Origin of the sequence: Myxacorys almedinensis A (assembly GCF_010091945.1) — a bacterium.
Taxonomy (GTDB): domain Bacteria; phylum Cyanobacteriota; class Cyanobacteriia; order Leptolyngbyales; family Leptolyngbyaceae; genus Myxacorys; species Myxacorys almedinensis.
Genome location: NZ_WVIE01000007.1, coordinates 179,266 through 202,783, shown reverse-complemented (window position 1 = coordinate 202,783; position 23,518 = coordinate 179,266). Strand labels below are relative to the sequence as shown.

21 protein-coding genes are annotated in these 23,518 nt (G+C 51.4%); 10 read left to right on the top strand and 11 right to left on the bottom strand.

Annotated elements, in window-relative coordinates:
• Positions 1–11 precede the first annotated feature (11 nt).
• Positions 12–722 (top strand): HAD family hydrolase, encoded by a 711-nt coding sequence (locus GS601_RS08290; protein WP_162422826.1) that lies wholly within the window; start codon positions 12–14, stop codon positions 720–722.
• A gap of 110 nt (positions 723–832) precedes the next feature.
• On the opposite strand, the gene GS601_RS08285 is transcribed toward GS601_RS08290, so the two are convergent.
• From GS601_RS08285 to GS601_RS08270, 3 genes are all read right to left on the bottom strand, one after another.
• Positions 833–1,633 carry an ABC transporter permease gene (locus GS601_RS08285; RefSeq protein WP_162422785.1) on the bottom strand — a complete coding sequence of 267 codons (801 nt, stop codon included), beginning with the start codon at positions 1,631–1,633 and terminating at the stop codon, positions 833–835.
• Positions 1,633–2,325: an ABC transporter ATP-binding protein gene (locus tag GS601_RS08280; RefSeq protein WP_162422784.1), complete on the bottom strand. Its 693-nt coding sequence runs from the start codon at positions 2,323–2,325 to the stop codon at positions 1,633–1,635. Before GS601_RS08280 ends, GS601_RS08285 begins: the two co-directional genes overlap by 1 nt.
• Before the next feature lie 246 nt (positions 2,326–2,571).
• Positions 2,572–3,624, bottom strand: coding sequence for a hypothetical protein (locus tag GS601_RS08270; RefSeq protein WP_162422783.1), 1,053 nt, complete (start codon positions 3,622–3,624; stop codon positions 2,572–2,574).
• Positions 3,625–3,854: 230 nt separating this feature from the next.
• Between GS601_RS08270 and GS601_RS08265 the strand changes: the two genes are divergently transcribed.
• Entirely contained in the window at positions 3,855–4,424 is a 570-nt protein-coding gene (locus GS601_RS08265; protein ID WP_338016994.1) for a YIP1 family protein, read from the top strand.
• Positions 4,425–4,453: 29 nt separating this feature from the next.
• Here GS601_RS08265 and GS601_RS08260 read toward each other — a convergent pair whose 3' ends face one another.
• Positions 4,454–7,576 carry a DUF1574 domain-containing protein gene (locus tag GS601_RS08260; protein WP_162422782.1) on the bottom strand — a complete coding sequence of 1,041 codons (3,123 nt, stop codon included), beginning with the start codon at positions 7,574–7,576 and terminating at the stop codon, positions 4,454–4,456.
• A 509-nt stretch (positions 7,577–8,085) separates the two neighbouring features.
• Here GS601_RS08260 and GS601_RS08255 point away from each other — a divergent pair.
• Together GS601_RS08255 and ppc are read left to right on the top strand one after the other, a co-directional pair.
• Positions 8,086–8,328 (top strand): hypothetical protein, encoded by a 243-nt coding sequence (locus GS601_RS08255; RefSeq protein ID WP_162422781.1) that lies wholly within the window; start codon positions 8,086–8,088, stop codon positions 8,326–8,328.
• A gap of 166 nt (positions 8,329–8,494) precedes the next feature.
• Positions 8,495–11,587, top strand: a complete 3,093-nt coding sequence (gene ppc / locus GS601_RS08250) for a phosphoenolpyruvate carboxylase (RefSeq protein WP_162422780.1) — start codon at positions 8,495–8,497, stop codon at positions 11,585–11,587.
• A gap of 93 nt (positions 11,588–11,680) precedes the next feature.
• On the opposite strand, the gene GS601_RS08245 is transcribed toward ppc, so the two are convergent.
• From GS601_RS08245 to psbP, 3 genes are all read right to left on the bottom strand, one after another.
• On the bottom strand, positions 11,681–12,760 hold the full coding sequence (locus GS601_RS08245; protein ID WP_162422779.1) for a serine/threonine-protein kinase: 1,080 nt from the start codon (positions 12,758–12,760) through the stop codon (positions 11,681–11,683).
• A gap of 233 nt (positions 12,761–12,993) precedes the next feature.
• On the bottom strand, positions 12,994–13,650 hold the full coding sequence (locus GS601_RS08240) for a Maf family protein (protein WP_162422778.1): 657 nt from the start codon (positions 13,648–13,650) through the stop codon (positions 12,994–12,996).
• Between the two features lie 104 nt (positions 13,651–13,754).
• A complete protein-coding gene (psbP, locus tag GS601_RS08235) occupies positions 13,755–14,303 on the bottom strand; it encodes a photosystem II reaction center PsbP (protein WP_162422777.1) in 549 nt (182 codons plus the stop codon).
• A 475-nt stretch (positions 14,304–14,778) separates the two neighbouring features.
• Between psbP and GS601_RS08230 the strand changes: the two genes are divergently transcribed.
• The gene (locus tag GS601_RS08230) at positions 14,779–15,393 is read left to right on the top strand and encodes a DUF3038 domain-containing protein (protein WP_162422776.1); all 615 of its coding nucleotides are present in this window, start codon (positions 14,779–14,781) and stop codon (positions 15,391–15,393) included.
• Complete coding sequence (locus tag GS601_RS08225) at positions 15,390–16,862, top strand: DUF4335 domain-containing protein (protein WP_162422775.1); 1,473 nt, start codon at positions 15,390–15,392, stop codon at positions 16,860–16,862. The genes GS601_RS08230 and GS601_RS08225 overlap by 4 nt, the downstream gene beginning before the upstream one ends.
• A 180-nt stretch (positions 16,863–17,042) precedes the next feature.
• Here GS601_RS08225 and GS601_RS08220 read toward each other — a convergent pair whose 3' ends face one another.
• Together GS601_RS08220 and GS601_RS08215 are read right to left on the bottom strand one after the other, a co-directional pair.
• Positions 17,043–17,324 (bottom strand): DUF7219 family protein, encoded by a 282-nt coding sequence (locus GS601_RS08220; protein WP_338016993.1) that lies wholly within the window; start codon positions 17,322–17,324, stop codon positions 17,043–17,045.
• Positions 17,325–17,420: 96 nt separating this feature from the next.
• Positions 17,421–17,915 (bottom strand): TIGR00725 family protein, encoded by a 495-nt coding sequence (locus GS601_RS08215; RefSeq protein WP_162422774.1) that lies wholly within the window; start codon positions 17,913–17,915, stop codon positions 17,421–17,423.
• A gap of 108 nt (positions 17,916–18,023) precedes the next feature.
• Between GS601_RS08215 and GS601_RS08210 the strand changes: the two genes are divergently transcribed.
• Together GS601_RS08210 and GS601_RS08205 are read left to right on the top strand one after the other, a co-directional pair.
• A complete protein-coding gene (locus GS601_RS08210; RefSeq protein ID WP_162422773.1) occupies positions 18,024–18,965 on the top strand; it encodes a glycosyltransferase family 2 protein in 942 nt (313 codons plus the stop codon).
• A gap of 58 nt (positions 18,966–19,023) precedes the next feature.
• Positions 19,024–19,716, top strand: a complete 693-nt coding sequence (locus tag GS601_RS08205; RefSeq protein ID WP_162422772.1) for a response regulator transcription factor — start codon at positions 19,024–19,026, stop codon at positions 19,714–19,716.
• Between the two features lie 21 nt (positions 19,717–19,737).
• Here GS601_RS08205 and GS601_RS08200 read toward each other — a convergent pair whose 3' ends face one another.
• Complete coding sequence (locus GS601_RS08200; protein ID WP_162422771.1) at positions 19,738–20,601, bottom strand: sensor histidine kinase; 864 nt, start codon at positions 20,599–20,601, stop codon at positions 19,738–19,740.
• Between the two features lie 346 nt (positions 20,602–20,947).
• On the opposite strand from GS601_RS08200, the gene GS601_RS08195 reads away from it, so the two are divergent.
• Positions 20,948–21,652 (top strand): PHP domain-containing protein, encoded by a 705-nt coding sequence (locus GS601_RS08195; protein ID WP_162422770.1) that lies wholly within the window; start codon positions 20,948–20,950, stop codon positions 21,650–21,652.
• A gap of 521 nt (positions 21,653–22,173) precedes the next feature.
• Complete coding sequence (locus GS601_RS08190) at positions 22,174–22,350, top strand: hypothetical protein (RefSeq protein ID WP_162422769.1); 177 nt, start codon at positions 22,174–22,176, stop codon at positions 22,348–22,350.
• A gap of 30 nt (positions 22,351–22,380) precedes the next feature.
• Here GS601_RS08190 and GS601_RS08185 read toward each other — a convergent pair whose 3' ends face one another.
• Entirely contained in the window at positions 22,381–23,373 is a 993-nt protein-coding gene (locus GS601_RS08185) for a ribose-phosphate pyrophosphokinase (protein ID WP_162422768.1), read from the bottom strand.
• Between the last annotated feature and the right edge of the window lie 145 nt (positions 23,374–23,518).

Genomic DNA, 23,518 nt, shown 5'->3' with positions numbered 1-23,518 from the left:
GAACGGTGTTTATGTCCCTCAAAGCCATCCTTTTCGATTTCAATGGAGTCATTATCAATGATGAGCCACTGCACGAGCGATTGATTGAACAGCTTTTAATTGAAGAAAATTTGCGCCCTAACGCTGGGGAATTTCGGGAATTCTGTTTGGGGCGCAGCGATCGCGCTTGTCTACGAGATTTGCTCACCCATCGAGGGCGAACGGTGACGGATGCCTATTTAGAAACGTTGGTGACGCGAAAAGCAAGGGCATATGTTGAACAGTTGCAAGCGCTAGAAACGTTGCCGATCTACCTGGGATTGGAAGATTTGCTGTTCAAGTTAAAGGGGACAACTTGTAAGCTGGCGATCGTCAGTGGAGCCGTTCGCGCTGAGATTGAGCTTGTGCTAGAGCGCGCCCAACTACGCCACTACTTTTCGGTGATTGTTTCAGGGGATGACGTGACCCCAAGCAAGCCCGAACCCGATGGCTATTTGTTGGCGATCGCACAGCTAAACCACACCTTTTCCGACCTCCAGTTGCAGCCGTTTGAGTGCCTTGCGATCGAGGATACGTTTGCTGGCATTGAGGCGGCGAAACGCGCTCGGGTGCCTGTTTTGGGCGTTGCAAATACGTACCCATTTCACATGTTGCAGCGCCGCGCGAATTGGACGGTTGATCATCTTTCAGACTTGGAATTAGATCGTGTGCAGGAGACTTATGAAGGTGGGGTGAGGGTTTAGGCGTGCTTATATGAGTTGGGCATGAGGTGCGCGCCGTTGGCATGGCAAACCAGTGAAGCCATTTGAAGGATGAACATAGCAGTTTGTGACAAGCGGTTTGTGACAGATTGCTAACGCACCGTCTGGAGCCGCTCTAAACAAAGTTGATGGCTGGAATTAAATAATGCATAGAAGGACAATACGATGATGGTGATCGTCGTGAGGGCTGTCCCGGCTGCGATCGCAAAAATAATCACAATTTGGTAGCGAACTGCCTCAGATGGGCTTGCCCCCGCCAAAATCTGACCCGTCATCATGCCAGGCAGACTCACAATTCCCATCACCATCATAGAATTAATCGTTGGAATCATTCCCGTTCGCAGTGCATCTCGAATCGTGTTGTGAGCCGCTTCCCAACGGGTTGCGCCCAGCGTTAACAGCGCCTCAATTTGGTCGCGCCGACTCGCTAGATCTTCCATAAATCGATCTAAAGCTAGTGAGGTTCCGGTCAGGGCATTGCCTAATACCATTCCCAGTAAGGGAATGAAATACTGGGGATCGTACCAGAGCGGTGCTTGAATGATGCCGTTGACCGTCAGGCTCGTCACAGTGAATGCAGCCAGCAAAATTGACAAAAAGCTATTCCAGTAGATGCTACGGTATCGTCTACGAGTTCGATTCACAGCCGAGATGCCTGCCATGCTTGTCATTAGCAACATGACAAATAATACCCACAATGGATCTCTCAATGTAAAAACCCATTGCAGCACCAATCCGACCAACAACAGTTGCACTACCATTCGGAATGATGCAATCCACAATTGGCGCTCTAACCCCAACCGAAGCGCCCAAGACAATCCGATGTTAATCACAATTAATGCTGCTGATAGCGCTAGTTGAGTATTGCTAATTGGGATATAAGAGCTTTCCATTAGGGTTTACCAAGGTAGATTTGTCGATCACTGATGCGAGCAACCTGCTGCGGATCGTGGCTGACCCAAAGATAAGCCCTGTGAGGATTTGTAGCGTGCCAACGTTCCACAAGAGCTTCAAGTTGCGTGGCAGTTTCTGCGTCTAAAGAAGCGGTCGGTTCGTCGAGCAGCAACACATCCGGAGCAAGCTGCAATGCTCGTAAAAATGCCACAATCTGGGCTTCTCCGCCCGATAACGCAGCAATGGGGCGCTCTAAAAATGCATCGGTTCGCCCAAACTGCTTTAAGTCATTCAAAATGGGTTGGCGATCGTAGGTTTTATCTTGATGTGCGGCGAATTGATAGACGGATCGCAAATTCATTTCAACTGTGCCTTCTAGCAGTGCCGGGCGTTGGTGCAGGTAGAGGACTTGAGTTCGGTAGCGGGGCAGAAACCATTGTGTTAGAGGCTTGCCGTCAAATACAATCTGTCCTGCCTGCACCGAATCTAATCCTGCGATCGCTCTGAGCAGTAAACTTTTGCCGCCGCCAGAAGGGCCGACGACGGCGATGCGATCGCCTGCCCACACCTCAAAATCGATATCTTGCCAAATCCAACCGCTTTGGATGCGGCGGCTGAGTCTTTGGATGGATAACAAAGGCGCGATCGCCCTGCCAAACGCAACGCTGCTGGATAAACGTTCTTTTACCATTACCCTCACCCTAAAAACAGTAACGATCGACGCGCTTTTCTATCACCCTGTTCTCTATCACCCTGGTGCAGTCTGGCTCAATCACGGCGATGGTGTGTGCCGTTACCTCGGAGGGGAGAAAAAGCAGGTTTAAAGCTTCAGGCTTACATTATGAGGATTTAGAACAACGAAGCAATACATCACCTCTGGGTCGAGGTTGGCACCCTTGGCACAGGTGTTGAAATGGATCGGAGAACAGGTCTGGGGCTAAGGTGTGGTCGTCTTCTCATTTCTAGACCAGATCGGAAGTTGGTTGACCTTTTGCAGGGTTAATCCTACATAAGTCGTTTCTGTTCCATTGATGTTCTCGACGCCAAAATAGCCTTGATCGCCATCATGCTCGTGGGGCCCACTCTCTAAAAAATGATACCGCCCCTGCTGTCGAGCCTGGTTAAACGGTGAGCCAATTGTCCATCGCCACCGGGAGGCAAACACCACGCGAGGCAGGATCGGCACCCAATCATTGTCACCCTTTAGCTGATAAACCTCGTCGGCAGTCTCAAACCCTGCCTCTCCATCAAAAGTGCCCCCAAGGGACACAACGGTTAGCCTGGCTGGAAGCCGATCGTGGAGGTAAGGAACGGCTCCTAGGGCGACCTGCACACCGCCACTGGTGCCTAGCAAAATCAGATTAATCGGCTGACGTGGTGATGATGAAACGGGATGAACGGCATTCATCCGATCGACAATGGCGGTAGCGATTCCCCGCCCATAGACTTCGCCGTAGCGATCGTCTGCCGCGATCGCAAACCGCCACAAATTGCGAATTTTGATCAAGACATCCGCATTTTTGAGCCAGCCATCCGCTTCTTCAATTGCCTCCCAAAGCGGAGCGAGCAGCCGTTGCCCCCCTAAACTCTCGTTGGCAGCCGAATAGGGAAACACATCGCGGACGGTGACACAGTTTGGATGAAGCTGCTCTAGTTGATCCAAGAAAAACTTTTCGCCTGACAACAATTGATCTGTCGAAAAATCTCCAACTCCCGACAGGTAAACGATGTAGCAATCGATCTTAGAGTTAGCCGCCTTAGAGTTAGCCGATCCGGTTGCGCCCTGGCTGGCTGAATTGCTCGATCGCAGGCGCTTTTGTTCCTCCTCCTCTTTTAAGCCCAAACTTTCTGCACTTTGGCTGACCCACCAAACCAGTGTTCCGATCGGCGCGAGGGTTCCCCAAATCAGCAGCAAGATTCCTGCTAAACCAAACAGCTTTAGGGTTTCGCCTTGCAAATGGGATAGAAGTCGCTTAACAAACTGAAGCATTTCATTTAGTTAGTTAGATACCGCTTATAAAGTAGAGTATCTCTGAATACCAAAGCGAAGGTTATGGTGCGCTCAAACTTTATGCGATCGCAGCATCTCCTCGCCAAGGGGATAGAGATCTCTGCTGCGGGGGTTCGCTTTTGCCCCGGTTCGCGCGATCGCAGCGACCGTTAAAGCGAGGCTAAGTTAAAGCGAGGCTAAAGTGTAATGAAACCGATTCTGAATCTGTCGTGAGTCCTAAATCTTACCGAAAAAGCTTTTGGAAGACCTTAGCCCATGCCTTGATGCTGAGGTCAGACTTCTACGAAAACGCTCATGACACGCCCCGAAATCGTCGCTGGGCGCTGATCATCGTCCTGATAGCTGCCCTCTCGCATATGCTGGGGTATGCCGTAATTTTGATCGTCAATCGGGCAAGCACCCCGGTGTTTATCTTGGCCCTGTTATTCAACGGTGCGAGCGTTGTAGCGGGCTATTATTTTTGGACGTTTACGATTTGGAAAGTGGGGCAGTGGATGAAACCTATCGACCCAACCTACGGCGATCTGCTGAGTCCGCTGGGCTTTGCGTATGCTCCCCAGATCTTGAATTTTTTGACCCTGATTCCCCTGTTGGGAACGCCGATCGAGTTTTTTTTGGCACTCTGGGGATTGCTTGCGGTAATTGTCGCCATTCGGCAGGCGCTTGATATCCGTACCCGGCAGGCAGCCCTTATTTCTGTGGTCGGATTTTTATTGATTCAAACTGTGATCGGGTCGATTCAAATTCTAGGGCAGCAGGTGGCGAACTGGGTGCTCTAATGGGGCGATCTAACTGGGCGATCCAAGTATTATCGTCTTGTCCAAGGAATTAGGGGGTCTTTGGCGATATGTTGGGAGACGACATAGGCTCCGTAGCGATTGAGGTGGCTGGGGTCGGAGAACAGGTCATTGTCGGCTTTCCAGTTGTCTAGCAAATCGCGGTAGGTAAAGCCCAACTCTCCTGACGCTTGCAGCATTTTTTGCTGGAACTGCTGTTCCCGTTCTTGGCGGAACGGATCGAGGTGCACCTCGGTGAGGGGCAGATTGACAAACACCAGAGGAATGTTCTGCGATCGCGTAAATGCTGAGAGCGATCGCAGCGCCTCAAACTGCTGCCCTTCGAGGGAAAAATTGGCATAATCTGCATCGCTGTTTCCCGGAACTCTAGAATATTTTTGGTAGTACGTTGTCGGGTTAAACCGCACCGAGAGCGGCAAAAACCCATTAATGTCGATCAATCCTTGCCCGTCTAGCACGATGGTCTCGTCCTCAACGGCGGTCGAGCTTTGCCCCAACTGCTGCTTGAACCCCTCTTGCAAGAAAGCCGTCATTTTTTCGCGCTGAGCATACGCCACAGAAAGGGTGCTAAAAAACTGATTTAGCTGATTATTAAACGTTTGATAGCTGTCAGCCACGACGGAATTGGTCTGAGAAATCGTTTCTAGAGGTTTGGTAAACGCCTCTGTGGGCGTCGTTGCAACGGTGACCGAAGCGGTGGACGCATCGGGGAGCTTTTTAAAGCCCGCAGACGACGCGATCGCGTTGAACGTGACATCTGCTTTGCCCCCGTTAAACGCTCGTGAGCCATCGGCAATTAAGATCAACTTTGGCATCTTCTCCGACGGCAAAATTCGCCGCACGATCAGATCGATCACCTGCACCGTTGCCCCATTCACCCCAAAGTTAAAGATTTTTAGATCGCGATAGCCTTGCGTTGCCAGCGTCTGCTGAAGCACCACAGGATCAATGCCTCGCATGGCTCTAGAACTGCCGACAATCAACACATCGGGTGCGCCAAATTGAGCCACGTACTGCCGATAGAGCACCAGTTTTTCATCTAGCTGCCGCGCGTTGAACGCCGGATAGGGCGATCGCGAGGGATCAACGGCGGCTTTGGGTCTGAGGGGCGATGCCATAAGCGCTTTGGGGGCACTGCCTGGTTGCTCCAGCGATGGGGTAGGCGCGGCGGTTGCAATTTCGGTTTGCCCGTCTTGCGTAAAGCCAGCATCGCTCGATCCGGGTTCTCCGGTAAATCCACCCGACTTCTGCAACGAAAGCTGAGGCAGGCTTAGGGGTTCTGGTGTGCGCTCTAAAGACGGCAGTGTCACCGTTGGTGAGGGTTGGGGCTGAGCGTGGGCATTGGGCTTGAGCAACTGTCCCAACACCCAATCAGATTGCAGGGTAAACAACAGACCCAGGGTTCCCCACACGATCGCTACTTTGCGCTCATGGGTGAGCACCGCTTTTGGCTTTTCGTAGCTAGATAAGGCGGTGGGGGTTTCCAGGCTAAACAGATGCGATCGTACCAAGAGCCGTTGCAAGGCGTCAATCACCCGATCGCGAAAGACCGTACCATCTTGCCCGGTTCCATCCGGGCGAAGAGTCAAGGTTCCGGGATCTCGGCTCAGCAGATCGCCCACGTAGGCATCGGAGGCGGCAAATTCCGGCGTTGCTTCGGGAACCACGCGATTAGCGCGCAGCGCCATGCCAGAGTCCTCGCTTTTGACAAAATCTACACCATAGCTCCACAGGGGGTGAGATTGCCCAGCACGGCGTCCGTAGACTCGCGCTCCTTCGAGGTCGGGAAGTTCGAGCGCTTTGAAAAAGTCTGCGACGGTGGTTGTCACCGTGTTTTGCGGCGGACAGGTCGGCGCATCGGTCATCACATGCATCAGATCGTCTCGTTGGCGAAGCTGAATCCGAATGCCGCCTGTGGCTAGATGGAGATCGAGATCGGGGTTGAGCAGGCGCGTAAGTTGGAAGGCGATCGCGCTGAGATCTCCTTGTTTGGCTAAGGCGTGTGTGGCATCGGCAAGCGCCGGATGCTCGGCGGCGGGAAGGTTGAGCCACTCGACCCAGGCAGGGGCAAGCGAGGTCGGGTCTTCATCGGCATGGTCTCTGGTTTCATCTCCGATGCCGTACACCGTCGCACAGTGAATGCCTTGAGGCGCGATCGTTTCGAGTAAGGGCATCAGGGTTGCCAGCACTCTTGCTTTGTCGGGCACACTTTTCCCTTGACAGGAAATATGCAGGGTGATGTCCATCAAGTCTACCGAAACCTGCACGCTCTGCTCAAAAAACACCCGATTGAGCAAGCGCGTCAGCGCGGCTACATCCCCCCACCGCGCCCATTCTTTTAACATTTCGTTGGGCGGGGTTAAATCAATTCTCAGCGTCCAATCGGGTTCAGCTTCGCCCTGCACTTGGCTAAATACGATCGCATCTCGAAACCCATTGAGTTCTAAATCTCGCAGCTTCTGAGCGATCGGTTCTGCCATCAACGACGGATCAGGGCTGTAGGCAGACTCGCACAAAATCCACAGGCGATTGAGCAGGGCTTTGGGAGTCAGGGCTTGAGCACTGGTGAACACCGATGATAAATTGACGATCTGCGGCAGCTTTGGATCGTCGGGCAGCACAACCGATTTGACATTGGCACGCACGGCAACGCCCAAGTTGCTGAAGGCTTCGCTGAGATAGCGTGCGATCGCGTCAGAATGCCCCTGTTTCGCCAAACTAAAATTTGAAACAATCATCGATGAATCGATGGCGATCGCCCGTCGTTCGGTCTTGGCATCTTGAAGTTTTTCTACGTAGCGATCCAGTTGGTTCAGGTGAATCACCTCTCCCCATTGAGGGCGCGATTCTCCCTGAGCACGCCCATAGAGCACGACCTGATAGACGGTCGGCTGATCGGCGGGGAGCAGCGTCTGGAGGTCAGTTTGTGCCAACGCCTGCACCATCTGAGCCAGCACCACAGGCTGGCTAGGGCAGTCTTTCGCTTCATACAAAAGGTACAGGTGATTGCCGCGAGAGCGAACCTGAATCAGAACGTTGGGCACTCCTGCGACTCGGTGCAGCCATTGCATCAACGACGGCTGACGGCGAATCGGGTCGGACACAGTGGGCTTATGCTCAGGGGGATTTAACATCAAATTGCTCTATTTCGACAATTCCACGACACAGGGATGGGACTGAAATGAATGGGACTGAAAAAATAGGATGACTCGAATGGGTACAGGCTTTCACACACGTTGCTTTTTACATTGCTTTTTACAGTGACTTTTGATTTTCGTAATCTTTTCTTTGTTATGGTATGCACAAGCCACTGCATCGGTGAAGACTTTTTTCACCCGTTGATTTTCGCCTGTTGGGTTTTACCCAATGGGTTGCACCAAGCTCCAGAATGGTGCTCGCCGGTGCTGCGGATGGGATTTAGCAATCTCAAATGATAGTGCATAAGGGATTCCAAATCTTAGGTGTTTCTTGCTACAGACAGTTGCTACAGACAGAAGTGTACAAGAACACTGCTAAAACGTGCCACTTTAAAAATCTCTTGGATCACAGCGTTGGCTCCTCACGCTAGTTTGACAAGAGTTTGACAAGGTTGGCTAAACGCTACTTTAATCACTAATTAGAAACCCATTCAGGACTAATATTTATGCAATCTACTGATTTATCTTCGGCTGGCGATCGCGACTCGTTGCGGCTGGGGTTCATTCCTTCAGGTCTGGTTTTGAGTGCCGCTACTGTTCCAGTCCTTGTTGGGCTGGTGAGTGCCCAGGCATTGGCAAGTGCGATCGCAGACATCGGCGCAATGAGCGAAGAAATTTTTCGCGGCGATCGGCTGCCCACGCTAGATTTTTCTGAAGCGTCTGCCGCTCCTTCTCCCGATCAACCCTAGCCCAATCCATTTCTAACCCAATCCATTCCTAACCCAATTCTTTGAATTTTGAGGGCAGTTATCCGATAATTCAAAAATTCATCAAGCCCTCAACCATTCAAGATGAGCCTCCACCGTCTATCGTCTCGCTCTGCCCTCCATTAAGACTCCTGCTGGACTATCTTCTATGAGTTCAATCCGTCCCTCACAAGATGATGTTCTTTCTGGTCTCACCACAGATACCAGCGCTCTGCCTCAGACAGAAAATGCTACCCTGACGACCTCTGCGCTGATGACAAGTGATTTATTTTTGCGACTTCGGGTCAAAACCGTTGAGGATCTCTGGGAAGCGGTTCTCAGGCAAGAGTGCGGTCAAGACCTTGTAGACCTGCTCAACCAGTTGCGCCACATGTGCTCGCCCGAAGGGCAGGCCACCACGTTTACCGGCTCAGAAGTGCTGCAAGTGGTTGAGAAGCTCGACCTCAATGAAGCGATTCGGGCAGCACGAGCGTTTGCCCTCTATTTTCAGTTGATCAACATTGTTGAGCAGCACTACGAGCAACGGGATCAGCAAATTCAGTATCGAGTGGCGAGTGAAGGTGCGGCGGCTCCTGAAAAAATTAGCGGTCGCCAAGATGAAGAAGCGACCAACCGACCAGAGGCGGATTTTCTAGAGCGCAGCCTTCATGAAGACGCCTCCCGACGGGAAATTGGCACGTTTCGCTGGCTGTTTCCTCGGTTGCGGCAACTCAATGTTCCGCCTCAGCAGATTCAACGGTTGCTCAATCAGCTAGATGTGTGGCTGGTATTTACCGCCCATCCGACCGAGATTGTGCGCCCCACCATTCGCGATAAGCAGCGCCGCATCGTCAAAATTTTGCGCGAACTCGATCGCACTGAAGATAGCCTCAAAGCGATCGGGCTATCGTCATCGTGGGAAGCCGACTGCCTGCGCGAACAGTTAACCGAAGAGATCCGCTTGTGGTGGCGCACAGACGAATTGCACCAGTTTAAGCCCACGGTGTTAGACGAGGTGGAAAATGCCCTGCACTATTTCCGCGACGTGCTGTTTGATGCTATTCCTCATCTGTCTAAGCGGCTTGAACAAACGGTGCATGCGTCGTTTCCATCGATGCAGATGCCACGGCGTAACTTTTGCCAGTTTGGGTCTTGGGTGGGCAGCGATCGCGATGGCAATCCCTCGGTGACGTCTGGCATCACATGGCAAACGGCGTGTTATCAGCGCCGGGTGGTGTTGGAAAAATATCTCGAATCGGTCAAGCGTCTGAGTGATTTGCTTAGTCTTTCGCTGCACTGGAGCGATGTGCTCCCCGATTTATTAGAATCGCTCGAACAAGATCAGCAGCGAATGCCAGCGGTCTACGAGCAGTTTGCCATTCGCTACCGCCAAGAACCCTATCGCCTTAAGCTTGCCTATATTGCTCAACGGTTGCAAAATACCTACGATCGCAATCAGGTTCTCTATAGCGGCGATTTCCTGGTGCAAGACCTTCCAGAGTACGATGAGTTGACGTTTTATCGCTCTGGCAGTGATTTTCTCCTCGAACTCCACCTGATTCAGCGCAATCTCTCTGAAACGGGTCTAAGCTGCCGCGATCTAGAGCATCTCATTGCTCAGGTGGAAATCTTTAGCTTTAACCTGTCTCATCTCGACGTGCGGCAAGAAAGCCCCCGCCATGCTGAGACGATGAATGAAATCGTTGAGTATTTGCAAGTGTTGCCGAAGTCTTATCACGAGATGACGGAAGCAGAGCGGTGTGAGTGGCTGATTACCGAATTGCAGACTCGTAGACCGTTGATCCCCGCCGGGATGCCCTTCTCGGAGCGGACTCAAGAAGCGATCGCAACGTTCCGCATGATTCGCAAGCTGCAACAAGAGTTTGGTCTCGATATCTGCCGAACCTACATCATCAGCATGAGTCACGACATCAGCGATTTGCTAGAAGTGCTGCTGTTTGCTAAAGAAGCGGGGCTGTACGATCCGGTCACTGGAGTGGGTACGGTGCGAGTTGTGCCGTTGTTTGAAACGGTAGAAGACTTGCAGAAAGCACCGGGCATCATGACTGGGATGTTTGATCTGCCGTTCTACCGGGCGATGCTGTCCGGCGGATTTGAGCAGTATGAACAGCGCAAAGAGCAGGAAGATTTAGCACAATTTTCTCTGCAAGAAGTGATGCTGGGCTACTCTGACAGCAACAAAGACTCCGGATTTTTGAGCAGCAATTGGGAAATACACAAAGCCCAACAAGCCCTCCAAACCATTGCCGATCGCTATGGCGTGGCGCTGCGAATCTTCCATGGTCGCGGGGGGTCGGTCGGTCGGGGGGGCGGCCCGGCTTACGAAGCGATTTTGGCGCAGCCGGGGCGCAGCGTCAACGGACGAATCAAAATCACCGAACAAGGCGAGGTGTTGGCGTCTAAATATTCGTTGCAGGACTTGGCGCTCTATAACCTTGAAACGGTGACCACGGCAGTGATCCAAGGCAGTTTGCTGCGGACGGGCTTTGATGATATTCAGCCGTGGCATGAGGTGATGGAAGAATTGGCAGAGCGATCGCGCACTCATTATCGGGCGTTGATCTACGAACAGCCTGATTTTGTTGATTTTTACCATCAAGTCACGCCGATTGAGGAAATCAGCCAACTGCAAATTAGCTCTCGTCCTGCCCGTCGCGGCGGCAAAAAGGATCTCAGCAGTTTGCGCGCTATTCCCTGGGTGTTTAGTTGGACTCAGAGCCGATTTTTACTGCCCTCCTGGTATGGCGTTGGCACAGCGCTGAACATGTTTCTAGACGAGAATCCTGAAAAGCATCTTGCGCTGCTGCGCTACTTCTACTACAAGTGGGCGTTTTTCAAAATGGCGATCTCTAAAGTTGAGATGACCCTCTCTAAAGTTGATCTGCAAATTGCCAGTTACTACGTTCAAGAACTGACTCTCCCAGAAGATCGGGAGCGCTTTGAGCCGGTGTTTGAGCAGATCCGTAACGAGTTTTACCTGACGCGCAGATTAGTGCTGACCATCACAGGGCATAGCCGACTCCTCGATGGTGATCCTGAATTGCAGCGATCGGTACAACTCCGCAACGGCACGATTGTTCCTCTGGGGTTCTTGCAGGTGTCGTTGATCAAGCGGTTGCGGCAACACAAGACGTTGGCATCGTCGGGCGTGGTGCGATCGCGCTATAGCAAAGGCGAACTCCTTAGAGGCGCGCTGCTTACGATCAACGGTATTGCCGCTGGAATGAGAAACACAGGATGATCTAGAGGGGACACCGGCGAGAACGAGGCAGGATTGACTGGTATTGGCAGAAACGCGCGGCTCAACCTCTTTCGGCTCGTCTTTAGATTTGATCTAAGGTTTCGTCATACGCCTACGCCGTTCCCCATCCCGAATGCGTTTTGCTTCGAGGCGCGCTTGCCACTCGCGAATGGCATTTGCCGTGCGGATGATTGGCGACACAAATTCTTTGGGGTGGGGTGGCTCTGCAACGGGAGCAAGGGGCTGGTTGCTCATGCAGGGTAGCAACGTCTGCACATGGGATTCTAGCTCCAGCGCCCGGAATACTTCGTCTGCCGACTGATAGCGTTCTTTGAGCGATGCCTTTAACATGCGGGCTAAAACTCGCCCAAAATAATCACTCACTTGCACATCGCCCTGCCACAAAATTTCGCCTGTGCGTGGCTCGTAGTCAAACTCTAGAGGCGGCTTACCCGTCAGGAGAAAGAGGCACGTCATGCCCAAGGCGTAGAGATCCGTTGCAAATACAGAGCGCAGAGAAAGCTGCTCTGGAGGCGCAAATCCTACGGTTCCAATAAAGTGAGTGGAGAAGGTTCGGCAGGTTGCCGGATCGACGGTCATCACCTTTTCTTTGACTGCCCCAAAGTCAATTAGAACCAATCGCCCGTCTTCATGGCAGTGCAAAATGTTAGAGGGTTTGATGTCTCGGTGAATGACATGATTGCTGTGAACGTAGTGCAATACGGGCAGAAAGGCTTTCAAAAACTGTTTTACCTGCTCTTCTGACCATACCCCGCCGCGACGGATGCTCTTGCTCAGGGTTAGACCTCGTACATATTCTTGAACTAAATAAAATTCGCCTTCAATCTCAAAATAGTTCAGCAAATGCGGGATCTGAGAATGGGTTCCCAATTGACCTAAAATTTTTGCTTCTTGCTCAAACCGTTGCCGCGCTTTTTCTAGGAGACGGGGATCGCGCACTTTGGGCGAAAGCTGCTTGATGATGCAGACGGGAGTTCCGGGAAGCTTTGTATCTCGCGACAAAAACGTGACGCCAAATCCGCCATGACCGACCAGTTTGCGAACTTCGTAGCGATCGCACAACAGTTGCTTGGAACTGCACATTCGTCCGAGATGGGTTTGTTCCAAGAGTTCAGCACGCAGGTTGGAAAAATCAGCGGGCGGAGGAGTCATTGCAGAAAAAAAAGACCAAAGGTATCTCAATTGAATGGGTGATCTACGACCCAGATTACCCAGCCCAGCCTTCCCTACCCCAGGAGAGGTGCCCTAGGCAGAAGGTACCTGTCAAAATTGCTACTCATGTCAGGCATCGGGAGTATCTCTAGTGTAGGAAGCGATTTGCAGAGCGGGAAAAATCTTCACGGTTTTGATAAATCTACTTCTCAGAAATAATACGGAGTTTGCAACTAGCTCCAGTAATCAATAATATCCGTGCCTGCATCGCTGAGCATTTGCCGCAAGAGCGGTAGACTCAAGCCAATCACATTTGTATGGCAGCCTTCAATTCTTTCAACAAATAGCCCCCCTCGACCTTCTAAGGCAAAACAGCCCGCACAGTGAAGCGGCTCCCCGGTATTGATGTAGGCTTCGATTTGGCGATCGCTAATTTCTGCAAAATAAACTCGCGTTATTTGGGTTCGCACGATCGATGGATAGGGCATTAATGAGCCTTGTTCGGTGGTGAAAGGACGCAAGAGTGCATGACCCGTGTAGAGTTCGCCCACCTGCCCCCGCATCATTTGCCAGCGTGCGATCGCGTCTTGAGCATCCTTGGGCTTGCCATGAATTTCACCATGAATTGCCAAGATTGAATCGCAACCGAGAATGAAACCTGGATTGCGGGAAAAAAAACCGGGGGGAAGTTCTGCTTGGCGAGAAAAAAGCGCTCTCATCGTTGCCTCTGCCTTTCCCTGCGCCAAAATTTCGACCAATTCTAATGGATTCGTCACCTTGACTTGCGATTCATCAAAATCGCTGGGATACACCAACGGTTCAATTCCTGTGGTGTGCAGCAATCGTTTACGGGCAGGCGATGCAGATGCCAAAACAAAAGGAATCATCATAAAAACTAACCAAATACGCCGCCCCGTAGAAACGCGATCGCATCCCGTCTCTCTTCCCAAATCCCCCAAACCGACCCGATCAAGCCAAATTCAGTCCGGTCCCATCAAGAGTCAACCGAAAACGATCGCACCGCCAATTCCAGCGCGTCTTTCATCTTGCCCCACCGAACTTCTGGTGTCGAGGCATTGAAGGTATAGAGCTTATTGCGAAAAACGATCGCACTTGCCAAATTATGACGCTGCGTTTGGTCGGGCAGCGTGACCAAATACTCCAGCGTGTAATATTGCCGATTTGCCACCTCACGGGCTTCCGCCGTAAGTAATTCTGCGGTTCGCCCCGAATCAGGCGGCGCGATCGCACTTTTGCCCAACTGGTAACCTACCTCGCTCGGCGTTCCTAAATCGCTCAGCGTTGTCTTGCCCTGCACCGGGTTGATCACCACACTGACATTATCGGTTTGCTCAATAATGTCGTGAAACACCACATCAGGTCCATTACTCACACTGATCTGAAGCCAACCATTAGGATACAAAAACCGATAGCCATCCGTACTGTCAGAAAAGCTTTTCATTCCAGTGACGCCTCCCGAAACGCAACCCTGCAAACCCAACGCAACGACAACCAGCAGGATAGCAACAATTCGTCTCAGCATTTCTCTGTTTCCTAACGACGCGATCGACTCAAAAAACATTTTACGCCCATTGGCTCATCTTCCGAGTGCCTGACGTGGGCTTAACGTGGGCTTAAGATCAGGCAAGATGACCGCAACCAATGGGCGTAAGTTTTTCCTATTGTCCCATCTCTCTTGTCGTGAGCGATCGCAATTATTTACCAATCTTTTGCTGATTTGGCAGAATGAATCAGAGATTCCATGGGTAGAAGCCATCGCTAGCCGATTAAAATAAAAGGCTAATTACGAAACATCCGGCTTGACATTTAGTGACAACCTGTCGATCCCGATCCCGATTTGGGTAAAATTCTCGTGGACGTTACGCCGAGTAGGGTCAACCTCAAGGCAAAGTGCCAGCTTTAAAACCAGGAACTATTAACGTTGTTGGTGTATTCAGGTATATCCTGTCTCAGTGATTAGTTAAGCCGCAATTGGAAAGAGTGTCTCCGTGAGCGTAATGCAGTTGAATAGTCCATCTGCCCCGTCAACCCCTCCCACGCCTATTATTTTGGATAATTTGCCCGATCCTCCTGTGCCGGAGGGTGTGTGTCCTCGTCGAACGCGGTTGCAGATTGATCTATTGTTGTTGGCGATCGAAGCCCTCGATCTGGGAGGATCGGAAGCGATTTTAGCGATCGCCAGCGATCTCGATTTACGGAGCGTCCTCAAACATCGCGTCGTGCTCTGGCAGATGCGTAGCACAAATCCCCTCCGTCGCTACGCTCAACGCCGCCCTCTGACCATTCTCGAAGCCAAAGCGCTCGTCGTTGTCACCTGCTACTTAGCTAGGCGGCTAACTGTGTTGATTCGTCAATTGCTGCTTGCTTATCAGCAACTTAGCGATAAAGAATTATCGCCCGATCATCACTTCCGCCTGTCAGAATATCTAGAGCGGTTTCGCGCCCATTTCCGAAGCCGAATGAATCCTCGTCGGGCAGGGGTGATGGTTTATAGCTCGGATGAAAAACTCAACGAGTTAGCGCTAGACTTGCTCAGCCAGTTGCTATTTTGCACCGGAACCTCTGGCATGCAGCGCTTGTGGATCAGCTTGTTTGATGGGGAAGTGTCATGACGATTCAACGCCAGTATAGTTTGCCAAATTGCACCCTCGTGCTAGAAGGTCTCTCAGACCAAACCGACGCTTCTGAGGGCGAAATGCGCCCGGTCATGTCGCTGCTGATCAATGCAGAATGCCATCTTCCAGGGCAGGAAAAGCCGCTTTTGGGAGGTCGAGAATTTTTTGAAAGCCTGGTGACGGCGGTGAGTTTGTATGCCCAAGAATTTTTAAGCGGACTCCATCTACCGCGCCATACCTACAGCGATCGCCCCTCGTTTGTGAAGCTAGAACGCCTCGATCGCAATCATCACCGTCTGAGTGTTGACCCCGACGAAAACAACACGATGACGGCTCAGCAGGTGGTAAACCTGACAACGGTGCAATTGTTTGATTTGGTAGAAGCGATCGACCAATTTGTTGCAGATACTCAGACCTTGCCCTTTTGGTCGCTCAATTTGGCTCCGGTTCCGAAACGCTATGTCAAGAGCCCAGAACCGATCGCTAAACAAGCCATTCCCGCGACGATCGGGCTGTCTGGCTTGGCATTGGCGGCTCTGGCATTTGTCAGCCTGCCAGCGCCCAAGGTGAGAGTGCCAGAGTGCCTGACCCCCGAAGCAACAGACTGCCCAGGCGCGCTCAATCCTTCTGAGGCAGCTACCAGCCCCCCTAGCCCGTCTGTTAGCCCGTCTGCCAGCCCGTTTGTCAGTCCTTCTGAGGCTGCTAGCCCCAGTCCAGAGGCATCGGCGGCAAGTCCTGCTCCGGATTTGGTGCAGCTAGAGCAAACCTTGAATTCTGCCTCTGCCATTACCGATCCTCAAGAGTTGGATGCGATCGCCAAGCGGCTTTATGACCAAATCAACGGTCAGTGGAAGACCTCTCCTCGCTTTACCGAGAACTTAGAGTATCGGTTGGGCGTTGCCAAAAATGGCGATATTGTGGGGTACAAAGCCGAAACCGACGCTGCCCTAAAGAATGTTGGTCAGACACCGTTGCTCGAATTGCTCTACATTCCGACCAGTAGCGCTCCGGTACAAGAAGCGATCGCACAGTATAAAGTGGTGTTTACGCCACAAGGAAAGCTAGAAATTGCGCCGACCGGAAGTTCGATCGGGGCGGCAACACCTTCAGTGACGCCTAGCCCTTCTGCCGTCCCTGCTATGCCAGGAGAAATTACAGATAAAGCGCAGCTAGAAGATTTACAGCCGAAAGTGTATGACGTGATCGACCAAAACTGGAGAGGGACACCCCCGTTTGATAGAGATTTAGTGTACCGAGTGCGGGTAAAAGCCGACGGTTCGGTGGTCGATTATCAACCCGATAGCCAGATTGCTAGCGATTATGTGAAAGACACGCCGCTTGCTCAGTTGGGTAAGCCCTCTGAACCCAATGCCGAGCCACAAGAACCTGTTGCTTCGTTTAAAGTGGTGTTTAAACCAAGCGGTGTGTTGCAGGTCAATCCTTGGTATGGCTTACAAACCAAGTAGGTGCGTAGAAAAGTCAGGATGCGTTGCGCCTATCACCAGCGTAAGTGCGATGGGCATGAAAGAGTGCACCAAAAGCTTGCCATAGCATAATTGGTTTCCTACGGGGTTAACCATCACGTTTGCTGCTGTTTGAATACCTGTTGTTTAAATACCTGTATTTAGAGACTTGTGTTTGGATACCTATTCTTCAGAATCGCTCAATTGATTCAGCAAGTTTTTTTTCGACTCTTTAAGCTGCTTCCAGAGTTCTCTAATTTCGTCATAGGCTTCCTGGGGCGGGATCTTGCCAGATGTTTCTAGCCCGCATAACAGCGAGACTCGTTGAGCAAATTCTTGCAGATTTGCGTTGAAGGCAAGATGCTCTGGGGTAAAGTCTCCCCGATAGCGAGCGGTGGGATATAGAAATTCGTTTTTGCTGCGATCGGCGTTGCCCATCTCAGAAGAATCACGTTGGTCTGCCACAGTTATCTTTGCCTCAAGATACGTCAATCCATCCCTTAGTTTTAAAACATTGCGCCAAGAAGTGGAAGAATAATTAGCAAGCGTTTTAGACTACCTTCAAATTGGGCACTTCAGAATGTTTCTGGTGGCCTTCATTGCGTCTTCCACAGTCTGCACCAGCGAGAGTTGCGCGCCTCCCCATCGCCGAAAAAACGCTTGGCTCACGGCATCGTCTGTCAGCAGAATAACAGGCTTGTTTGCCTTGAGGGCTAAAGCCACTTCTGACGCCGTTCCAACTCCCATGCCACAGGCAATCACCGCTTGGCTAGAGAGGACGTTGATATTGTTTCGGGCATTGCCCATGTCGGTGATGATGGGAATGTCGATCGCGTCAGACATTACCGTGTTCTGATGGGGAAGAATGCCAATGGTCAACCCTCCAGCCTGTTTTGCGCCTCGGCTGACGGCATCCATCACTCCTAGGTTGCGCCCACCGCTCAGCACAACCCAACCTGCTTTGGCGATTTCCTGACCCAGAGCATAGGCAGTTTGAATCTCGATCGGCGTGGCGTGGCTACTGGCTCCCATGACGCCAATGATAATTTTAGGCATCGATTCTTTATGGAATGCGGGTACGTTACAGAAGAACGATATAGCAGAACCATAATCTGAATCGTTTTACCACTCAAGCCCTATCTGTCGAACCCTGGATGCACTGGTATGGATTCTCCACTGCTGCCCTACGTATCTGTGATTGTACCGATCTATAACGGTGAAGCCGATCTACCGGATTTGCTAGCCTGTCTGCGATCGCAAGATTACCCCCGCGATCGGGTTGACTATTTGCTTGTGGATAATGGCAGCCGCGATCGCACCGCCGCCTTGCTCACCGCCGCCATGCAAACCGAAACAATCACCATCCGGGCGCTCAGCGAACCTCGCATCCAAAGTTCTTATGCCGCCCGGAATCTGGGTATCCGAACGGCAACGAGCACCATTCTCGCCTTTACAGACGCAGACTGCCGCCCCCAACCCAACTGGCTGTCTACCTTGGTGCAGCCGTTTGCAGACGAAACCGTTGGTTTGGTGGCTGGAGAAATTCAGGCGCTACCAGGGCAGACGCTGCTAGAGCGCCATGCCGAACGGCAAGAAACGCTATCGCAAAAACATACGATCGCGCACTCGTTTTGTGCTTACGGTCAAACTGCCAATCTTGCCATCCGATTAGAGGCTCTCAAACAAGTCGGTTTGTTTCGCCCTTACTTAACCACAGGCGGCGATGCAGATATATGTTGGCGGATCTTGAGACAAACCCCCTGGCAGTTTCGGTTTGCTGACGGCGCGATCGTCCGGCATCGTCACCGCGCCACCTTGCCAGAACTCAAGAGCCAGTGGCAGCGCTATGGGCGCTCTAACCGTTATCTCCACGACCTCCACGGGGTAGATCTGATGCGCGAACCCACCTTGCAAGAATCTGTTTATCGCCTCACCCGCTGGATGGTCAAAGAACTGCCAATTTCAGCCGCAAAGCTAGTGTTGGGCAAAGCAGAGCCGGTCGAGTTGGTTGGAACGCCGATTGGTTTAATTTGTGCTCAAGCCCGTGCGATCGGGCAGCGCCAACCTGCCTTACCCGCTCAAGCGCGAGAGATTGAATGGCTGTAAACTGCATCCTTGCGCCCAAAGTTCGCTAAATTAAAAGAACTAAACTAGAGGATCAGCGATGCCGGGGCAACTCGTATTGGTAGATGACGAACCAGGACTTCGCGAGGCAGTGCAAGCCTACTTAGAAGACAGTGGCTTTGAGGTGCAGACCGCCAGCAACGCTCGCGATGGGTGGGACCTTGTGCAGAAAGTGTTGCCTGACCTGGTGATCACCGATGTGATGATGCCTCAAGTCAATGGCTACGAGTTTCTCAAGCAGTTGCGAGAAGACCCCAGATTTCAAACGTTGCCTGTCGTCTTCCTCACTGCACGGGGCATGACCAACGATCGCATTCAAGGCTACGAAGCAGGCTGCGATGCCTATTTGCCCAAACCGTTTGACCCGGATGAACTTGTCGCGATCGTCACTCGTTTGCTGCAACAACGGGCAGCCATTAAAGCTGCCGCCAGCGATGGCGAAAATTCAGACGTGGCAGACTTGTCGCGGCAAATTGCAGAAATTCGGGCAATCCTCACCCAGAGGGGTGCGATCGCAACCAGTCCACCTCCCATTAAGTTAGACTTTACGCCCAGAGAGCAGAGCGTTTTAGAACTGGTGGTAGACGGTTTGATGAATAAAGAAATTGCTCGTCGCCTTGAAACCAGCGTCCGAAATGTGGAGAAATATGTCAGCCGTTTATTTAGCAAAACTGGAACCAATAGCCGCACCGAGCTAGTTCGCTTTGCCCTAGAACACGGTTTAACGAAATAGACCTCTACGTTCATCACCTGACTAGCTAAACCCGACTCTCACCGTGGTTTGAGTCCCCCGCTCAATGTCTAACGTGCCATTGATTTGCTGCACTAGCGACCGAATCAACTGAAACCCTAGCGATTCTGCGGCGTTGGGGTCAAAGTCTATAGGCATCTGATTGCCACTATCGCTCACCCTCAGCATCGCTTGCCCGCTTCCATCTTGGGCAAGCGCCACAATAATTTCGCCTGCTCTGTCTCGCAAGCCGTGTTTTAGCGCGTTAGACACGAGTTCATTCAGAATCAATCCAATCGGAATCGCTCGATCCGGAGAAACTTGAATACTGGAACTGATGTGGATTCGCAGCGTGATCTGATTTGGATCGATCGCATTGATCCGAACTAGCGTCACGGCTAAGCCTTGGATGTAGTCGCCCAAGTTAATTTCAGAACGATCTTCCGCGTGGGACAACCGCTCATGAACAAGTGCGATCGAGTTGATCCGACTTTGGTTATTTCGCAGCAATTCCTGCACCACCGGATCGCCGGATCGCATGACTTGTAAATCTAGCAAACTCGAAAAAATCTGCAAATTGTTTTTCACCCGATGGTGAATCTCTCGCAGCAAAATCTCTTTTTCTTGCAGGGAAGTTTGCAGACGCTCTATTTCCATAGTTTCAGCTAGGGAAAATCGCGACCGAATGGTTAGCTGAGCCGCTTGTAACAACGCCAGAGCCGTCTGCAACTCGTCTAGAACGTGCCGCTGCAAGCCGGAACTGAAGCTCGGTTGTGCCGCCAAATCCTCCTCTGGAATATCACGGAGCGCATCGCGCAGCAAGGTAAGCCGCTGACGAATTGCCTCTAGCTGTTGGGAAAACCCACCATCATTAATATCCGAACTCATTCAACGCTCTCAGGAACTCAACCAAAAGTCAGTACTTCACAACGTTAACGATGGTTTGGGGGCGGAAACGGCTCGTCATTGCGGTTATTACTGAATTGACCAACACATCTTAGGGATGCACAGCTAAAACTACAGGGAAAACACGGAATATAGGGGGATTGAGTATACAAGCTACCACCAATTTCTGGGTAGAAAGGTCGCTGATGTGCCACTTTCATCAAAATGGCTCTATGGCAACCGCTTGAGAGCCAGGTTAAAACAGTGGGGCGCTGCTAAGATAGGGTCTCGATGGATCGACTAAATTAAGAATAGTAAACGAATAAGTCAGTTTAGATTCGAGGCACTTATGGCTGCTAATCTTGCTCCAGTTCCAACGTTTGAGAAGCCAGCCGCACAGGATGTGGCATCTCTTCGGCAGGTGTTTGCGTCGCTAACTGCTGAGAGTTGTCCTCATTTCTACAATTTTCATATGCATACCCATTGTTCCGATGGGCAGTTGCATCCTGAATCCCTTGCCAGACAGACAACCGAACTTTCTCTCAAAGGGTTTGCCATTACTGACCACCACCAGATCGCGGGGTTTTATGAAGCTCAGCGCTGGCTTGAGGAATGGCAACAGTCTACCGATCAAACCATGCCTCACTTGTGGACAGGGGTTGAGATCACCTCTAGGTTACTAGACACCGAGGTTCACATTCTCGGATTTGCGTTTGATCCCCAGCACCGGGCGATCGCATCTTATTTAAAAGGAGCCGCTCCGCTAGAAGGAGCCGCGATCGCATCGAACGTCATCTCCGCAATTCACCAGGCGGGCGGGCTTGCCATACTCGCGCACCCCGCTCGTTATCGGCGATTGCCCGATGATCTGATTCCTGCTGCCGTCAACTCTGGCATTGATGGTGTGGAAGCTTACTATTCGTACAATAACCCTAAGCCTTGGCGACCCAGCCCGGAAGCAACGCGGCATGTTCACCAGCTAGGTGCAAAGTATCACCTGCTCAACACCTGTGGCACAGATACTCATGGTCTGAGTTTGCTGCAACGGCTTTAGGATATTGACGGCTTGTCAACAGGCTCGTTTCCAACAGGGAGAGGGACTTAGAAATTTTGCTTTTCTTCAGGGAAAGAGGGGTTAGGACGCTGAGAGCGATCGCATTCACGCAAAAAACAAAGGGCAGAGCAACTTGAAAATGCTTCTGCCCATTTTTATGGTTAGTAATATGAGAAAGCCTAGCTATTAAACCCAAGGAAGTATGAAGAAATATGAAGAATCTGAAGGAGAATCTGTTGGTTCCTAACCCGCTTAACAGCCTGACCGTTAACAATTTAGGGGATTGATTAGCCAAAACGCGACATCAGTGCGATGAAGCCAACGCACGTTACAGCAAACAACAGAACCATACCAAACGACTGACCAAGGTGCTTTTGAGCAGGTTGCATAACGTCAACTCTTCCTAACATTTAGTGAGTTCCTTAACACTATCAACCTCGCTAAAGTTTTGTGAGAAACGCAATCTAAATTAAACTTACGACATCTAACTTTATATATCACTTATTTTATGCTGAAAGGCTATGGCTGAAACGAGCCAGTGCCAGAATTGCCAATGGTCAAGCATAAGCGGTTGCGAAAGTGCGATCGCGTCTCGGCTAGCCCAAGTTTCTCTCACCACAAAAACCTTGACCGCCGAGAGGATATGGTCGGCGGTCATTGGGGTTGTTATGTGTGGATGGCGCAGTGTTAGCTACTAGATTGCTGAGTGGGTTTAGATATATGCTGTCTCACCGGAACATACTGCTGACCGACGTATCTTCATGAATCCGCCAAATCGTTTCGCCTAAGACACTTGCCACCGAAAGCACGGTCAGTTGAGGAAACCGATTTTCTTCTGCGATCGGGATTGTGTTGGTCACAATCACCTCTTCAAGAACCCCGCTAGAGAGGCGCTCGATCGCAGGTGGCGAAAAAATAGCATGAGTGGCACAAGCATACACTTGACGCGCCCCTTGTTGACGCAATAGCTTTGCCCCTTCTGTAATCGTACCGGCTGTGTCGATCATGTCATCGACGAGAACTGCCGTTTTGCCTGCCACATCACCAATGACATTCATCACTTCAGCCACGTTGTGGGCTTGGCGGCGCTTATCGATAATGGCCAGTGGGGCATCATCAAGCTTTTTCGCCAAGGCTCTCGCCCGGGCAACCCCGCCAACATCTGGCGACACCACCACAATATCGGGAAGTTGCTTGCTCTTGAGATAGTTGATCACGGCTGGAGAGCCATACACATGATCGAGCGGAATATCGAAATAGCCTTGAATTTGTGCGGCGTGCAGATCCATGGCCAAAACGCGGCTTGCACCCGCTTGGGCGATCAGATTTGCGGCTAGCTTTGCCGTAATCGATTCTCGCCCAGCCGTTTTACGATCGGCTCTGGCATATCCATAGTAGGGGAGCACTGCTGTAATTTGCCGCGCCGATGCCCGACGGCAAGCATCGATCATAATCAGCAGTTCCATCAGATGATCGTTTACGGGTCGGCAGGTTGGCTGAATCAAGTAAACGTCACAACCCCGAATCGATTCTTGAATCTGAACGTAAAGCTCGCCATCTGCAAACCGTTTCCGCACCATCGGACCGAGATCCATGCCTAGATAACGCGCCACTTCTTGAGAAAGCGCAACGTTTGCTGAGCCAGAAAGCAGCCGAAGACGATTATTGTCAGGCAGAGAAGGCAAAGTAGACGGAGGAGTGAGTGTTGCAGAACGGATCACATTAAGCCCTCAAACGCATTCACCGCAATGGTATCACCAGGGCATTTAAGCTGTCGCCCTAAGATATATCAATCTAATGAGTTTGTTAATTGCTGAGTTGTTAATTGCAAAAGCAGCAAACGCTTTATAAAACTGGACTGCTGAC

Coding starts and splice junctions, on each gene's coding strand:
- GS601_RS08290 (WP_162422826.1), top strand. CDS start 12: ATGTCCCTCAAAGCCATCCTTTTCGATTTCAATGGAGTCATTATCAAT.
- GS601_RS08285 (WP_162422785.1), bottom strand. CDS start 1,633: ATGGAAAGCTCTTATATCCCAATTAGCAATACTCAACTAGCGCTATCA.
- GS601_RS08280 (WP_162422784.1), bottom strand. CDS start 2,325: ATGGTAAAAGAACGTTTATCCAGCAGCGTTGCGTTTGGCAGGGCGATC.
- GS601_RS08270 (WP_162422783.1), bottom strand. CDS start 3,624: ATGCTTCAGTTTGTTAAGCGACTTCTATCCCATTTGCAAGGCGAAACC.
- GS601_RS08260 (WP_162422782.1), bottom strand. CDS start 7,576: ATGTTAAATCCCCCTGAGCATAAGCCCACTGTGTCCGACCCGATTCGC.
- GS601_RS08255 (WP_162422781.1), top strand. CDS start 8,086: ATGCAATCTACTGATTTATCTTCGGCTGGCGATCGCGACTCGTTGCGG.
- ppc (WP_162422780.1), top strand. CDS start 8,495: ATGAGTTCAATCCGTCCCTCACAAGATGATGTTCTTTCTGGTCTCACC.
- GS601_RS08245 (WP_162422779.1), bottom strand. CDS start 12,760: ATGACTCCTCCGCCCGCTGATTTTTCCAACCTGCGTGCTGAACTCTTG.
- GS601_RS08240 (WP_162422778.1), bottom strand. CDS start 13,650: ATGATGATTCCTTTTGTTTTGGCATCTGCATCGCCTGCCCGTAAACGA.
- psbP (WP_162422777.1), bottom strand. CDS start 14,303: ATGCTGAGACGAATTGTTGCTATCCTGCTGGTTGTCGTTGCGTTGGGT.
- GS601_RS08230 (WP_162422776.1), top strand. CDS start 14,779: ATGCAGTTGAATAGTCCATCTGCCCCGTCAACCCCTCCCACGCCTATT.
- GS601_RS08225 (WP_162422775.1), top strand. CDS start 15,390: ATGACGATTCAACGCCAGTATAGTTTGCCAAATTGCACCCTCGTGCTA.
- GS601_RS08215 (WP_162422774.1), bottom strand. CDS start 17,915: ATGCCTAAAATTATCATTGGCGTCATGGGAGCCAGTAGCCACGCCACG.
- GS601_RS08210 (WP_162422773.1), top strand. CDS start 18,024: ATGGATTCTCCACTGCTGCCCTACGTATCTGTGATTGTACCGATCTAT.
- GS601_RS08205 (WP_162422772.1), top strand. CDS start 19,024: ATGCCGGGGCAACTCGTATTGGTAGATGACGAACCAGGACTTCGCGAG.
- GS601_RS08200 (WP_162422771.1), bottom strand. CDS start 20,601: ATGAGTTCGGATATTAATGATGGTGGGTTTTCCCAACAGCTAGAGGCA.
- GS601_RS08195 (WP_162422770.1), top strand. CDS start 20,948: ATGGCTGCTAATCTTGCTCCAGTTCCAACGTTTGAGAAGCCAGCCGCA.
- GS601_RS08190 (WP_162422769.1), top strand. CDS start 22,174: ATGGCTGAAACGAGCCAGTGCCAGAATTGCCAATGGTCAAGCATAAGC.